Consider the following 14,460-nt stretch of genomic DNA (forward strand, 5'->3'; position numbering starts at 1 on the left):
CGATGGTCGATCAAACAGCCATGGGCGCGCCGATCAAAAGCGCGGACCAGAAATCCAAGGAAGCCTATTTCACGGCCAGCCAGATGCAACTCGTCTGGGCGCGTTTCAAGAAGAACAAGGCGGCCATGATCGCCGGCACGGTGCTGATCGGCATAATCCTCATGGGCTTCTTCGCGCCGTTCCTGTCCCCCTATGACCCAACCATCGCGGGCCGGGACAAGGAATATCAGAACGGCGCGCCGCAGATCCCGATGTTCTGCGATCACAACGGCTGCTCCGCGCGGCCCTTCCTGCACACGCTGGAACGTACCCGGTCAATCAAGACGAACTTCCGCTGGGTGACGGAAATCAACACGGAACAACGTCGCTATGTCGAGCTGTTTCCGACCGGCTGGGAATACCGTCTGTTCAGCTTCGAGCTGAACCTGCCGGGCGAGGCGCTGGATATCGCGATCCCGGGGTTCCGCATGACCACGCACCTGTTCGGTGTGGACAAGGGCGGCATCCATCTCTTCGGTACGGACCATGCCGGCAAGGACATCTTTTCCCGCACCCTGCACGCGATCTATACCTCGCTTGCCGTTGGCACCATCGGCGTCTTCATCAGTTTCGTGCTGGCGTTGGTGATCGGTGGAGCGTCCGGCTATTTCGGCGGCTGGGTCGACGGCGTGCTGCAGATGTTCACGGACGCGATCCGGACTGTGCCGGCTATCCCGCTTTTCATGGCATTGGCCGCGTTCGTTCCGGACGAATGGAGCTCGGAAGCGCGGTTCTTCTTCATCTCCATCATTCTCGGCTTCATCGGCTGGCCGACGCTGGCGCGGCGTGTGCGGACGCATCTGTTGACCGAGCGGAACCAGGAATATGTGCTGGCCGCGAAGATGTGCGGCGCCTCCCCCACCCATGTTATCCGGCGCCATCTGCTGCCCAGCTTCACCAGCTACATCATCGTCGATCTGGTGATTTCGTTCCCCTACATGGTGCTGTCCGAGACAGCGCTCAGCTTCATCGGGCTCGGCCTGAAGGAGCCGGTCAATTCACTCGGCGTGCTGCTGCAGAGCGTTACCAGCGCGGATGTGCTGCTGAATTACCAGTGGTACTTCATCCCGGTTATTTTCTTCGTCGGCATGGTGCTGGCCTTCGTCTTTGTCGGCGACGGGCTGCGCGATGCGGCCGACCCTTATTCGGATCATAAATGATGGCGGCACCCCTTCTTTCCGTCCGCAATCTGACGGTGCAGTTCAAGACCGATGAAGGTCTGATCACCACGGTCGACAATGTCTCCTTCGATATTGCCGCCGGTGAAGTCCTTGGTCTGGTTGGCGAGAGCGGCTCCGGCAAGTCCGTGACCGCGAAGGCGCTGATGAAGCTGAATGCCGGCAACACGGTCTATGGCCCGGAGAGCAGTATCACGCTCAACCTGGATGACGGCCCGATCGATATCCTGTCTCTGCAGAAGGCAAAGGATCTGAAGATTGTGCGCGGCGGTGCGATCTCCATGATTTTCCAGGAGCCGATGGCGAGCTTTGCGCCAGCCATTTCCATCGGCGATCAGATGGTCGAGCAACTGTTGCTGCACAGTTCGATGAACAAGAAGGAAGCGCGTGAGCTTTCGATCGAGATGCTGGACCGGGTCGGAATTTCCGATGCCTCCAAGCGGATCGATCAATACGCGTTCGAGTTTTCCGGCGGCATGCGGCAGCGGGCGATGATCGCCATGGCGCTCTCGACCAAACCGAAGCTGCTGATCGCGGACGAGCCGACCACGGCGCTGGACGTGACCATCCAGGCCCAGGTTATCGATCTGATGAAGGACCTGATTGGAGAGTTCGGCATGGCCATCCTCTTCATCACCCATGATCTGGGTGTGATCGCGCAAACGGCGGACCGGGTGGCGGTGATGTATCTCGGCCGGGTGATGGAAACCGGCAGTGTGCGGGAAGTGATCCGCACGCCGGCCCACCCCTATACACAGGGCCTGCTCAACGCTCTGCCCAAGCTGGATCATCTGGATGAGCCGCTGACACCTGTACCCGGCGATATTCCGAGTCCGCTCGAGCGTCCGGGCGGCTGTGTGTTTCACACTAGATGCCCGAAATTCATCCCGGGGACCTGCGATACGGCCCGGCCCGGGGAGGTGAGTGTATCGGCGAGCCACCGGGCTGCCTGCGTCGCTGTAGAGCCCGTCTTGGAGGCCGTATCGTGAGTGGTCAGGACAGCCATGTCTGGGTGAATCATCTCTCCGTTCATTTCGGGGTAGGAAAAGGCCTGCTTGGTGGCGGTAGTGTGCTGAAGGCTGTGGACGAGGTGTCGCTAGAGATTCCCCGCGGCTCTTTCTTCGGCCTGGTTGGTGAAAGCGGCTCCGGCAAGACCACGCTCGGGCGGGCGATTTTGAAGGCGGCGCCGATATCGGCTGGCGAGGTGCGTTATCGTGACGAGGATGTCGATTTCGACATCGGGATGATGAGCAAGGCCGAGCTGAAGGAATACCGCCGCCGCGCCCAGCTTATTTTCCAGGACCCTTATGCGGCGCTCAGCCCGCGCATGACGGTGCGCGACATTATTGCCGAGCCGCTGGAAGTAATGAAGCTCACCAAGTCGCGGGCGGAAACGGATGAGCGTGTCCGCGAAATCGCCGCGAAATGCAGACTGAACCTGGAGCATCTGCGGCGTTTCCCGCATGCCTTCTCGGGCGGTCAGCGTCAGCGGATTTCGATCGCACGGGCGCTTGTCTGCGAGCCTAAGTTCCTCGTCGCCGACGAGAGTGTTGCGGCGCTCGACGTGTCCATTCAGGCGGATATCCTTAACCTTCTGAAGTCACTGCAGAAGGATATGGACATCACCTTTCTCTTCATCAGCCACGATCTCAGTGTTGTGGCCCACACTTGCGACTATGTGGCGGTGATGTATCTGGGGGCGATTGTCGAAATGGCGCCGAGCCGTGAGCTGTTCACCGTGCCGAAGCATCCCTATACGAAAGCCCTGCTCTCTGCGATCCCGTCACTCGACCCGGACGATCGGGGCACGGCGCAGAAGCTGGAGGGGGAAATTCCTTCCCCGCTGAACAAGCCTTCCGGATGCCGTTTCCACACGCGGTGCCCGATCGCAGTCGAGCGTTGTGCGGCTGAGATACCGGCTTGGCGTGAACTTTCGACCGGGCATAAAGTTGCCTGTCACTTCGCGGAATAGCCCCGCCGTCAGGCTCTCAAGAATACGAGGGTATGAGGCAAAAAGGCTGAGTACGGCCGTTATCGACTGAGATTTATCGAAATTTTGAATGTTGTGCGAACAGGCACAGGAATTGCATTTTATTCCGTTACTTCAGTTCGGTCGCATTCGCACTTGAGTTGAAGCACAAGACTGTTAAAATTCTATTAGCAATAAATTCGCGCTAATATCGGCCAATCTTGCGAAAGAAAATCGCTTCAATGGCCGGCTGAAGACAGAAAGTAAGTGCGGGTACACACGTGTTTGGCAGTTCAAATAAAGTATTCGAGATACTGACGCTCCGTGATGGATCGTGGTCGATTATGGCCACCGAGACATCCAAGGATGGTGCTCAGGCCGAAGCGATGAAGATCCTCTCCCAGGCCGGGATTGAGGGCGTTCGCGTCGTTTCCGATACTGGCAAACCTGTCAACAGTCTGAACCCTGAAGACATCCTCTTCGAGAGAATCAAGCCGAAGGGGGATGAAAAGGTCTTCATCCAGAATATCGACGATGCGCCGGTCTGCTACACGCTTGAGGACTTCTATGCGACGGACGGCCGGACGACGATCAACCGCTTGTTCCGGGCATATCTCGACAAACATAATCTGACGGCAACCGAAGCCATGCATTCGGCGCGTGAGATGAAGCGCCTGCTGGATGATGGCACACTGCTTTTCTCGGCCGTGGCGAAAGTTGCGACGTTCCAGGCTGCGAAGCTGGAAGACACGAACGCGAACGAACGCCGCGATACCTTGTTTGCCTATGTCGACCAGATCAATCACCTGGCACAAAAGACCCTGCAGCGTCCGATGCCGCGTATCCGGGATGTCGGGCTCAATGAGGGCGTTGCCGAGCTGAAAGCCTCTGCCGCGCCGGAAGAACTCGACTACCTGATCAGGTCGGCGCTGGCGACGGAGCTCGTCGAGAACCGCAGTTTTGTCGGCAAGCTGGGGCAGGCTGTCGATTGGGCTGTGATCGCCGAGGATCCGGCGACGATAGCGGCGCTGGATATCTACATTTCCGATATCCTTCACAATGCCGATGTGTTGCGCGACATGCTGGGGCATCAGCGCGATCTTGCCAGCGCGCTGATCACGATGATCTGTTTCGCGAATGGCGAGCCGATCGGCGAAGAGCCGGAAGATCTGACAATCGAGCATCCCGGCTATACGAACATCCAGCTCAACAGGCTGATCGGCTCAGGCAAACTTCCCGAGAGCAAGGCTGTTCTGGTGGACCGTGTCCGGCGCCAGCTCGAGGGGTTGAGTCCTCTCTCCAAGGGGGACCGGGAAGAGGAACGCGAGGTGTTCCACGGTTTGCTGGACAAGCTGATCCCTGACATCAACATCGTCGGCGGCCCGGACATGGCGGAGGCGGTAACCGCCCGCCAGTCGACGATCATCAACAAGGGCGGTCAGAAAGGCATGAAAGAGGCGGCGGCGTCCGTCTTGCCGACACTGGCTGATCCGGGGCGCAAAGCCGGATATCTGTTATCGTTGCTGGAAAGCAAGCTCGGGGCGGAAGTGCTCGGTGCGGAGATTGATAATCATCTCGACGCACTGCTTGTCGGTTCGCCCTCGGTCAATCATCTTGTGCGGGAAAAACTGCCACCGAACAAGAAAATGGCGAAGATCACGTCGATCTTTAACCAGATCAACAAGTCCGCTTTGCCGGATAATCGAAAAGAGCAGCTCACCTCGCGTATCGACGAATTGCTCGCGACCTATATCGTGGACGGTAAAATTCTCGACAAGATCGACAAGTCTGACCGGCCGCTCCATGTCCGCGCATTCATGCTGGTGAGCATGGTGCAGCCGGAAATGCTGCCGAAGGGAAAGGCGTCAAATCTTGCCCGGGAAATCATCGTCAATCATCTGAAACGGCCGAATTTCGAGGCGGATCTGGTCTCTCAAATTCCCGATCCCAAGGATCAGGCGAACACCCTGCGGAAGTTCCACGAGCAACTGCATCGATGCGGCTTCTTCGGGTGATTGATCGCCACGTGTCAGCCCATATCCATTTCGAGTTCGTCGGCGAAATCGCCCCACTCGTCGTCGCTGTCCTCGGCAGTTCGGGCCGTCTCGACGAGACTTTCCAGAAGCGCATTGTAACGCTCCCAGGTTTCGGCATCATCACGCGCCCGGTTCGCGGCCCAGGCCGCGGCAAGTCCGGTCGCCCGGGCGGCATGCGTGCGGGCAGCGGCAGCACGCGCGGCTTCGGCCGCAGCCGCGGCGGGAACATTGTCATCCCGGGCATAAGCGCGGGACAGATCCCGGGCTTCGGCCCTGGCGGCGACACGGAAGTTTTCGTTTCCGGTTTCAAGATATTTGCGGACACCGTTCGGGATATCCCAGAGATCGGCAACGTCGAGTGCGACCTTACGGGCGAATTCCCTGAGCAGGTCCTCTCCGTCGACGCGCCACAGCACGGTGCGCGTCGCGCAGACCAGCTTGTCGTCCTGCCGCGTCGCGAGATCCTCGCACTCGACCCGGCAGATCGTGTTTCCGGGGGCGTATTTCAGGGCATCGAGGATGCGTTCCGAGGCGTGCAGGCCGGAAACGCAAAGAGAGGGCGCCGCATCGTGCGCCAGTTTCTCGCCGTCCGCCGGCACGGGGCGGCCGTCGCGCAGCGCTTCGTCCACAAAGTGCCAGGCCAGCAGTTCACCAGAACCGTTCTGGGTTCCGCTCGGGGTAACATTCTGTTCCGTCATGTCATGTCCATCGCGCTGCGTGTCATGGTTCGTGCCTATCGTCCTATAGCCTTCGGCGCAGGGCAAGCGCTTGATGCCGCGTTGCTTTCAACAAATCCAAAGTGCTCGCGCATTATGGGAGACAAGGGAATGGAACCGCGCCGCCGACGCAGCATGTCCGGCCGTCGCGGGATGCGAAATATTCGTCCTCGCAGTTGGTTTTCCGGTAATTTGCCGGTAGGCAAAGCCATGCTGATATGGAACCATGAACCCCTTGATTCGAAGATAGTTTCCACCCCTGGCAAATGGTTTCCGCATGCCTAAGGTTCTGATTGTCGATGACTCACGTCTGGTCCGCCTGACGATCAAGACCATTCTTGATCGGGCAGAGGGATTCGAAGTCGTCGGGGAAGCCGAAAACGGCCGAGAGGGTGTCGACCTCGCCAGGGAGTTGAACCCGGACGTGGTCACCCTTGATATCGAAATGCCGGTGATGAACGGGATCGAATGCTTGCGTCGCCTGCGGATTCTTTCTCCTGCAAAAGTCATTGTCCTGTCGTCGCTTACCCACCCGGCATCGCCAAAGGCTGTGGAGGCCAGACTGGTCGGTGCCGACGCTGTAATCGGCAAACCCTCCGGCTCCGTCAGCCGTGACGTTGACGCGAGCGGGGGAAGCCTGCTGATCGATACGATCAACCGGCTGATGCTTCCTGACGCTGCGGCCGGGGAGGCGTTGGCATGAGTGCCGTGGAAAGTGTCCTCGAGACCCACAAGATCCCTGTTCTGCTGTTTCAGTCTGACGGCCGCCGCTATGGCGTAAGGCTCTCGGGTGTCCGTGAAGTCGTCGAGATCGAGAATATGGAACCGATCGAGGGCGAGCCGGACGAGTATATCGGCGTCATGGTGCTCCGGAAGGAGCCTATACCGTTGGTGGTCGTTCGTGCCGGCTCGAAGGAGCCCGAGACCGAGCTGCCGATGTGTATTGTGCTGCAACGCGGCCATGCAGTGATCGGACTCGCGGTCCAGAAGATCATCGGGATCCGGAATTTCGATCCGGCTCATCCAACCAAGGGGCTGGTGGCGAGCGACCAGCCGCAGCATGCCTATCTCGACGATGACGGAAATCTGGTCCAGGCCGTCGATCCTGACCGCTGGTTCAACGCGCAAAGTGCCCTGCCGCTGATCTCGGATCAGCGCGCCATGAAGCTTGCCGACGAGCAGGAAAAGGTCGTCGAACGGCCGCGCCAGCGTTACATGGCGCTGACGATCCGTGACCATCTCTATGCTGTCGATTCCAGTCTGGTTGAGAGGGCGCTTGATGAGGTGGAGACAACGCCGCTGCCCAAGCGGCCCGGTGTGAAACTCGATTCCGTCATTGAGGTCAGCGGCACGGTGATGCCTGTTCTACGTCTGTCTCGCGGTGGATTCGAGGAGCAGACCATCCATATTATCGTGAATTATTACGGTCAAAAATGGTCGATCGCTACGGAGACGGTACTGGGTATCGTTGTTGACGAGAGCCCTGTGCGGCCGTCCGATGACGACACTCAGGCACGGGTCATATCCCACAAGGGTGCGTTCCACGAGGTGATCGACGTGCCGGCACTGATTGCCTCGATGGTGCCGGACTTTGTCCGCTCCGGCGACGGCAGGGGATAGGCGCATGAGCGGTTTTGACGACGACGGCGCCGGCGGCGCGATGTGGGAACTCTTCGAACAGGAGAGCGAGGACTATCTCGGTCAGATCGAGGATATCCTTTCCGGCAGTGCGGCCGATCTCGAGAACGGGGAGACCATGAGCGCGCTGTTCCGCGCCATGCACTCCCTCAAGGGTGTTTCCGCTTCGCTCGGCCTTACCGGCATCGAGCTTGTCGCGCATCACGCCGAGGATCTGCTCGACATGTTCCGGAACGGGGAAGCCCGGCCGGACGAGGCGACGCGCGAACTTCTGTTGCAGACCGCCGATACGCTTGTTGCCTTGCGTGAACAGAGTATAGCGAACACCAGCGATGCGCCGGCCGACATGCAACTGGTGGCGCAACTGACCGCAGCCAAGGCACAACTGAAAAGTGGCGGCGCGGTTGCCGCGCCTGCGCCGCAGGCCGCTCCGCAACAACCGGCCCCGGCTCCAGCCGCCCCAACAGCACCCGCTCCTCCGCCTCAGGCTGCCCCTGCGCCTCCACCGCCTCCTCCTCCGGTCCAGCACGCGCCAGCCGAGACCAGCGACACTGGTGCCGCGCGGCAGATGTCGATGCAGGTCTCCCAGGCACCGGCAGATCCGTCCGAGCCTGAGTTTCAGCCGGAAACGGTAGGGCCGTTTGACGAGGTGGTGAGGAGCGAACTCGGACAGCTTGCCGAGGCGTTGGAAAATCCGACACTGGAATCGCTCGACACACAGGCCATATCCGGTTCGGTGCTTGCGATCCGTGAAGTGGCAAACGAAGTCGGCTATCTCGGCATTTCGGATGTCCTGAGCGATATCGTGGACCTGCTCCGGGATTCAGATCCGCTCGACAAGACGGAGCTGACCCGCGGGCTTTGTATCTTTGTGCATCGGTTGCGGCTGTTGTCGGAACTCGCCAACTCCGGTCTCTCGATGGAGGATGTGGACGATTCAATGTCGCCTCATATCTCCCGTGAGGCGCGCGAAGTGGTCGATCGGCTATCGGCGGGTGGCGGAACATCGAAGGACTGGGAGCTGGTCGGCATTCTCGCCCGTGCTCTCGGCGTGCAGCGGATTTCGGCTTTGGCTAGGTTGTCCAGCGAGTTGACCGCGGAGCCGGACTGGCGCGACCGTTCAGGCGCCCTGGCGGTGGTCGAGGAGATCCGCCGCGAGAGCCAGGTAATCGGGATCGAAGGGCTGAATGTTGCCTCGCTCGATATGTTGCGTGGCACCTACGACCGGCTCCGGGACCAGATGGCCCTGTTGCTGACCAATGCCGAAGCGGCAGTGGCGGAGCTGCGGACATCTCTCGGTGACGAGGTCTTCAACAGCCTGTCGCCGGATGCGCGCCAGCAGATTGCGGACTTCCTGAAGCAGCCGAATGCCAACCTGGTCGAGATCCAGGCCATGCTGCCGGACGGTCCGGCCTCCACACAGCAGATCATGGGGCGGATTTATCAGGAAAAGGTGATGTCGAACCGGGTCCTGGTGGATACCCATCCGGACCTCTACCAGTTCCTTGTCGGCGTTATCGGGCCTGCCGATCCGATGATGGCCGCCGTGCAGGCGATCGACGGCGCGCGCGCCGCATTGCAGTCGTGGCAAATTCTGGCAAGCAATGATGTGCAGAGCGCAGTGGCAACACCCCAACAGCCGGCTCCGGCCCAACCCGCGCAGGCACAACCTGCTCCCGCTGCTCCGTCTGCTGATGCACAATCAGGCGTCATGCATATCGGGGACGACTGGACGGTTGACGGCGACAGTGCGCCGAAACCTGCCGCCGTACAGCAAGCAGCGCCGCCCCGGCCTGCTGCACCGATGACGCCGCCGCAGGCAGCGCCGGTTCCGCCGCCACCGTCATCCTCGGCCCTGGAGCCGGTTGCATCCGACACGAAGGTTCCGGCCGAGCGGTCGGACGCCGCTGCGCCCAACCGTGGTGGGGGCGGTAGTTCGCTCCGGGTGTCGTCTGAACTGGTGGACAATTATCTCGATACAGTCGCCGAGCTGCGGCTCTGCATTTCCCGGATCGAGCAGGGCGCATCGGAAGCCGGTTTTGCCAGCACGATCGCGGAGCTGCGTTCCCTGGCAAAACAGACCGGCGCACGCAAGGCGGAGCGGTTGCGCTTCGCAGCCAGTCACATCGATGACGCGGGTAAAATTCTCGCCAGCCAGATCGCGAAGGCGGAAACCACGCTCCGGATGCTGCATTCCGTAACACTGCAGCTGCGCGTGGTGCCGATCAGCATCGTGCTCGGACGCATGCCGCGTCTGGTGCGGGATCTTGCGCGCAGCCTCGGAAAACAAGTCGACCTCGATATCGAGGATGGTGACATCCAGATCGACAAATCGATGGTGGATGCCTTGATGGAGCCGCTGGTCCACATGATCCGCAATGCGATGGATCACGGGATTGAGACTCCGGAAGAAAGGCAGAACCTAGGAAAGCCCGAGAAAGCGATCCTGACGCTGCGGGCGACACAGAACGGCAATGTCGCGCAGATCATGATTGCCGATGACGGACGTGGCCTGAACACGTCCCGGATCAAGTCGAAGGCCATGGAGCGCAATCTGCTCTCGGATCAGGATGCCGCACGGATGTCCGAGCGGGAAATCCAGCGCCTGATCTTCGCGCCCGGTTTCTCGACAGCGTCGGCCATCACGGAAACATCGGGCCGCGGGGTTGGCATGGATGTGGTGCTGACCACGATCCGGCGGCTTGGTGGTTCAATCGATATCGACAGCGTCGAGGGCGAGGGCACCAAATTCTATCTGAGCTTCCCGGTCTCGGCCGCTCTGCAGCGGATTGTTGTGGTGACCGATGGCGAGCGGGATCTCGGTTTGCCAGAGCGCTCAATCGTCGAAGTCATCGAGGTCGCCCGCAGCCAGATCCAGGAGGTTGGCGAGTTTGCCGGCATTCAGCACCGCGATGGTTTCCTGCCGGTGCGCGCGATCGAAACCATGCTGGGCTGGGAAACACCCGAAGCTGCGGCAAACCAGACCGCATTCCCGGTGGTGATCATTGGTACGCCGCAGCGCCGTGTCGGTGTCGCGGTTGCCCGGGTCAAGCGGCGTCAGGAAGTCTTCATGAAGGAACTGCATCCGGCTTTGAACGCGGTGGATGTTCTGGCAGGCGCCACGGTTATGGGCGAGGGCCAGCCGTTGCTGGTGCTCGATCCGGAAACCCTGATTGCGATAGCGGGGGCCTAGGCGCAGCCTGACTTTATTCAGGCCAATCTATTTAGGCAGGTTGAGTGTGACGCCGGAAATCCATCCGGCGATCTTTTGCAGCGGCAGGACGGTGTCCGCCGCCTTTTCTTCGAAGGCAACTTTCGGCATGCCGTAAACGACGGAACTGGCTTCGTCCTGGGCAAGGGTGCGTGCACCCACACGGCGCATTTCGAGCAAGCCTGCCGCGCCGTCCCGGCCCATACCGGTGAGGATCACACCGACGGATCTCTTGCCCAGTTCCTGCGCTGCCGATTTCATCATCACATCGACCGCCGGACAATGACCACCAATGCGCTCATTTTCGCCGAGAGCGGTCCAGATTCCCTTGTTTCCCTTACGCAACCGGAATTGCTGGTCGCCCGGCGCCACCACAGCGAGGCCGGGGCGAAGGGGCTGGCTGTCATAGGCCAGCATTACGTCAATCGCGCAGGACTGATCCAGTCGTTTGGCGAAATCCTCGACATAGTCTTTCGGCATGTGCTGAACAATAACAACCGGCGGGCAATTCTTGTCGAGACCTGAAAGCACCGTCATCAGGGCATCCGTGCCACCGGTAGAGGCGCCAATGCAGATCACGGTGCCGAGATAGGGCGCGCCGAGGTCTTCCGGTGGCCGTGGTTTCGCTGTTTCGACGGAAGTCTGCGTTCGCACAGGAGCCGGGCGCGGTGCGGCTGGCGCCGATGTGGACCGCGGGCGATCCACGCGGGCCTGCCGCAGGGCGGATTCAATACGGGAAGATGCTGCTTTCAGTTCCGAGCGAATATCGAGCTCGGGAATGGAAATCAGTTGCCCTGAGGGTATTTTCAGCTGTGCCGCGACTGTCCGGCCTTCGGTACTCTCTCCGGCGGTGATCAGGAGAAGAGGGCGGCCGCAGGTCTTGGTCAGCTCGAACACATTCTTGAGGCTGCTGAAGTCATTGTCGCGGGCCGCAAGCACCACGACCTCGGCGCCGGCGAGGCGGTCAGGGGTGGCGCGTGTCTGTGATACCGCGATGACTTCCGTATCACCGATAAGGGGCGTTATCGTTTCCGTCACGACCTTGCGGAGCAGGGGGTCTGAAGCGACAACGAGAATACCGTCTTGTCCGTTCAAGAGGCCTTCTTTCTAAAGATCGCGGGACGGATCTGATCCAGATAAATCCGTGCGTGATCCGGATTGTCGGTGTGGCCGATAAAGAGATATCCACCCGGCGCGAGCATCGTGCTCAGGTTACGGACGAGGTTCTCTCGGGTCGTGTCATCGAAATAGATCATCACGTTTCGGCACAAGATCAAATGAAAGCGGCCACGCAACATTTCCAGTGGTTCGGTCAGGTTAAGCCACCGAAACATCACATCGTCGCGTACCTGCTTTACCACGCGATAGGTGTTATCGCCGAGATATTCCAGATATTTCTGCTGCCAGGCCATTGGCATATGGCGGAATGCCTCGGCTCTGTACTCGCCGATGGCTCCCCGTCGCAGGGTCGCTTTGGCAATGTCCGTCGCCAGGACACCGGCATCCAGATCCTGATAATGCGTTCCGAAATACTCCCGCATTGCCATGATGATTGAGTAGGCTTCCTCGCCCGCAGCCGCGGCCGAGCTCCAGATCCGGATGTCTTTTGTCCGGTCCCGGCGCAGCCGTTCTTCGAGCTCCGGAAGCAAGGTCGACGCCATGAATTCGAAGTGCGCCGGCTCCCGGTAAAAGTAACTGTGATTGGTCGAAAGATGCTCGACCAGATTGATCAGCAGGTCCTCGCGCCCGTCGCTTCGTGCTTCGCGCAAGAGTTCCGGAATGGATTCATGACCGGTCTGGCTCATGAAGGCGCGCAGGCGCGAATCCAGGAAACTTTCCGCATTCGCTGGAACGATAATCCCGAATTTGTGATGCGCCAGACGGCGGAGTTCGTCGAACTCCGCCGTGACCGGATTAGTACTTTCCAAAGTCACCGGACGTAATCTTGTCTTCCTGCGCAGAGCTGCGCTCTTCGTCAGTGTTCTCTTCGGATTGGGCTGAAGCGTTGCCTGCCGGCTTCTTCTTGGCTGGTGCATCGCCTTCGTTCAATTTGAAGCGGGAGACGGATTCCTGCAGCTCACGGCCTCGGCCGGCAAGGGCGCCCGAGGTTGCCGCCATTTGCTGCGCTGCCGCCGCGTTCTGCTGAATTACAGTGTTAAGCCGGTGGATGGCGACATTGATCTCGTCCGCGCCGACAGACTGCTCCTCACTGGCGGCGGTGATGCCCTGAACTAGATCCTTGGTCCGGGTGATTTCCGGCAGCAGGTCATTCAGCAGGCGGTTGGTATTTTCGGCGGCTTCCCGGCCGTCGGCGGAGGCATCCTGGATCTCGCTTGCGGCCTGCTTGCTGATTTCGGCCAGGCGGGAGACTTCGGAGGCAACAACCGCGAACCCGCGTCCGTGTTCACCGGCACGCGCGGCCTCGACGGAGGCGTTGAGGGCCAGCAGTTCGATCTTCCGGGTGATTTCCTCGACGACGAGGATCTTGTCGGAAATATCCTTCATGGCAGCGGCGGTCTGGGTCATTGCTTCAGCACAACGCCCGGCTTCACCGGCCATACGCTCCGACGCTTTTTCTGTCTCTTCAGCGTTCTTCGCATTCTGACGGATACCGGCAGTCATTTCTTCCATGGCAGCGGAAGTTTCCTGGACGCTGGAGGCCTGGTCGTTCACACCGTCAGACACCTGTTGCGCAGTCTGACGAAGCTCGCTGCTGCCCGAGGTGACACCGCCAGATGCCGTTTTGATGGTGCCGAGCATCCCCTGCAGGTTTTTCTGCATGGCGTCGATCGCTTTCAGCACTCGGCCGATTTCGTCGTTCGAATTGGTTACGGGGACAGGAACGGAGAGGTCACCTGCAGCGAACCTGTCTACGGTCTGGACCGCGGCATTCAGGCGGCGGCGAATACTGATGGCGAGCGGGATGCCGATAATCAATGAGAGGGTGACGGCGATGATTGCGGCGATGCTGAGGCTGCTGATCGCCAAATTTTCGGCTGCCTGGATCGTCTCGATCGATCCCTTGGACATGCCGTTGACCTTTTCCAGCAGTTCATGAACGCGTGAACCGACGATGACCTGGGTCTCTTCGATCTTGTTCATATGAGAGCTGAGGTGTGACAGTCGGGGAATGCGTCCGCCCGCCGCTTTGATCAAGGACTTGAGCTGAACAATAACAGTGTTGCCGGTCTTCGTTATGTGGTCGTGCGCTTCTTCGATTTCGGCCAGCAGCTTCTGGATTTCTGCATAGCGGATGCCGCGGTCGCCGCCAGCTTCAACAATCGGGGAAAGCAGCAGGTTTACCGAGGAGAGATGTTCGTCGACAGCGGTGCCGTGTGCTGCGAACTTCGCAATATAGTCGTCTGCGGCATCGCCGCGTCCCTGTGCGGCAATCGATATGGCGATATGCAGGGCCATTTCCTGTTCGAGCTGGCTTTCGACGATCGAGCCAACCAGAACGGAAACCGGTGTGTCGGTCAAAATGATCTGGTCGACCTGACCTTTCACGGCGGTCATCGTCCAGATGGAAAAACCCGCGAATGCGCAAAGGGCGGTGGCCATAAATACGACCAGCGCCATGAGTTTCGTAGACATATTCAAAGACATTTAAGCGGCCCCCTGATGTTCTTCGAATGGCCCCGCGCAGCCCTGGCGTTCTGTCGGGCAAATCCAT

Annotated in this window: 11 protein-coding genes; 7 read left to right on the forward strand and 4 right to left on the reverse strand. The window is 59.9% G+C overall.

What is annotated here, in order from left to right:
* The first annotated feature begins 2 nt into the window (after window positions 1-2).
* The 4 genes from K328_RS0101625 to K328_RS0101640 all read left to right on the forward strand — a co-directional run bounded on the left by K328_RS0101625 (window position 3) and on the right by K328_RS0101640 (window position 5,201).
* Entirely contained in the window at window positions 3-1,199 is a 1,197-nt protein-coding gene (locus tag K328_RS0101625) for an ABC transporter permease (protein WP_036553036.1), read from the forward strand.
* The gene (locus K328_RS0101630) at window positions 1,196-2,206 is read left to right on the forward strand and encodes an ABC transporter ATP-binding protein (RefSeq protein ID WP_028464469.1); all 1,011 of its coding nucleotides are present in this window, start codon (window positions 1,196-1,198) and stop codon (window positions 2,204-2,206) included. The genes K328_RS0101625 and K328_RS0101630 overlap by 4 nt, the downstream gene beginning before the upstream one ends.
* Window positions 2,203-3,189, forward strand: a complete 987-nt coding sequence (locus K328_RS0101635) for an ABC transporter ATP-binding protein (RefSeq protein WP_036553040.1) — start codon at window positions 2,203-2,205, stop codon at window positions 3,187-3,189. Before K328_RS0101630 ends, K328_RS0101635 begins: the two co-directional genes overlap by 4 nt.
* A gap of 341 nt (window positions 3,190-3,530) precedes the next feature.
* Window positions 3,531-5,201 (forward strand): hypothetical protein, encoded by a 1,671-nt coding sequence (locus tag K328_RS0101640; protein WP_028464471.1) that lies wholly within the window; start codon window positions 3,531-3,533, stop codon window positions 5,199-5,201.
* A gap of 14 nt (window positions 5,202-5,215) precedes the next feature.
* On the opposite strand, the gene K328_RS0101645 is transcribed toward K328_RS0101640, so the two are convergent.
* The gene (locus K328_RS0101645) at window positions 5,216-5,920 is read right to left on the reverse strand and encodes a DUF7666 domain-containing protein (RefSeq protein WP_028464472.1); all 705 of its coding nucleotides are present in this window, start codon (window positions 5,918-5,920) and stop codon (window positions 5,216-5,218) included.
* Between the two features lie 295 nt (window positions 5,921-6,215).
* On the opposite strand from K328_RS0101645, the gene K328_RS22115 reads away from it, so the two are divergent.
* Genes K328_RS22115 through K328_RS0101660 form a run of 3 tightly spaced genes read left to right on the forward strand, consistent with a single transcriptional unit; the run spans window position 6,216 to window position 10,769 of the window.
* Window positions 6,216-6,641 (forward strand): response regulator, encoded by a 426-nt coding sequence (locus K328_RS22115; protein ID WP_036553042.1) that lies wholly within the window; start codon window positions 6,216-6,218, stop codon window positions 6,639-6,641.
* The gene (locus K328_RS0101655) at window positions 6,638-7,558 is read left to right on the forward strand and encodes a chemotaxis protein CheW (RefSeq protein WP_028464473.1); all 921 of its coding nucleotides are present in this window, start codon (window positions 6,638-6,640) and stop codon (window positions 7,556-7,558) included. The genes K328_RS22115 and K328_RS0101655 overlap by 4 nt, the downstream gene beginning before the upstream one ends.
* 4 nt (window positions 7,559-7,562) lie before the next feature.
* A complete protein-coding gene (locus tag K328_RS0101660) occupies window positions 7,563-10,769 on the forward strand; it encodes a chemotaxis protein CheA (RefSeq protein WP_028464474.1) in 3,207 nt (1,068 codons plus the stop codon).
* Between the two features lie 27 nt (window positions 10,770-10,796).
* Here K328_RS0101660 and K328_RS22120 read toward each other — a convergent pair whose 3' ends face one another.
* The 3 genes from K328_RS22120 to K328_RS25485 are packed head-to-tail and all read right to left on the reverse strand — an operon-like array spanning window position 10,797 to window position 14,393.
* Window positions 10,797-11,882 carry a CheB methylesterase domain-containing protein gene (locus tag K328_RS22120; RefSeq protein WP_051284296.1) on the reverse strand — a complete coding sequence of 362 codons (1,086 nt, stop codon included), beginning with the start codon at window positions 11,880-11,882 and terminating at the stop codon, window positions 10,797-10,799.
* Window positions 11,879-12,721 (reverse strand): CheR family methyltransferase, encoded by an 843-nt coding sequence (locus tag K328_RS0101670; RefSeq protein WP_169721156.1) that lies wholly within the window; start codon window positions 12,719-12,721, stop codon window positions 11,879-11,881. Before K328_RS0101670 ends, K328_RS22120 begins: the two co-directional genes overlap by 4 nt.
* Window positions 12,702-14,393 (reverse strand): methyl-accepting chemotaxis protein, encoded by a 1,692-nt coding sequence (locus tag K328_RS25485; RefSeq protein ID WP_084608043.1) that lies wholly within the window; start codon window positions 14,391-14,393, stop codon window positions 12,702-12,704. Before K328_RS25485 ends, K328_RS0101670 begins: the two co-directional genes overlap by 20 nt.
* Window positions 14,394-14,460: the final 67 nt, after the last annotated feature.

Source organism: Nisaea denitrificans DSM 18348 (genome assembly GCF_000426505.1).
Classification (GTDB): domain Bacteria; phylum Pseudomonadota; class Alphaproteobacteria; order Thalassobaculales; family Thalassobaculaceae; genus Nisaea; species Nisaea denitrificans.

Bases quoted from the DNA above. Each gene is read 5' to 3' on its own strand.
- K328_RS0101625 (WP_036553036.1), top strand. From the start codon at position 3: ATGGTCGATCAAACAGCCATGGGCGCGCCGATCAAAAGCGCGGACCAG.
- K328_RS0101630 (WP_028464469.1), top strand. From the start codon at position 1,196: ATGATGGCGGCACCCCTTCTTTCCGTCCGCAATCTGACGGTGCAGTTC.
- K328_RS0101640 (WP_028464471.1), top strand. From the start codon at position 3,531: ATGGCCACCGAGACATCCAAGGATGGTGCTCAGGCCGAAGCGATGAAG.
- K328_RS0101645 (WP_028464472.1), bottom strand. From the start codon at position 5,920: ATGACGGAACAGAATGTTACCCCGAGCGGAACCCAGAACGGTTCTGGT.
- K328_RS22115 (WP_036553042.1), top strand. From the start codon at position 6,216: ATGCCTAAGGTTCTGATTGTCGATGACTCACGTCTGGTCCGCCTGACG.
- K328_RS0101655 (WP_028464473.1), top strand. From the start codon at position 6,638: ATGAGTGCCGTGGAAAGTGTCCTCGAGACCCACAAGATCCCTGTTCTG.
- K328_RS0101660 (WP_028464474.1), top strand. From the start codon at position 7,563: ATGAGCGGTTTTGACGACGACGGCGCCGGCGGCGCGATGTGGGAACTC.
- K328_RS25485 (WP_084608043.1), bottom strand. From the start codon at position 14,393: ATGTCTTTGAATATGTCTACGAAACTCATGGCGCTGGTCGTATTTATG.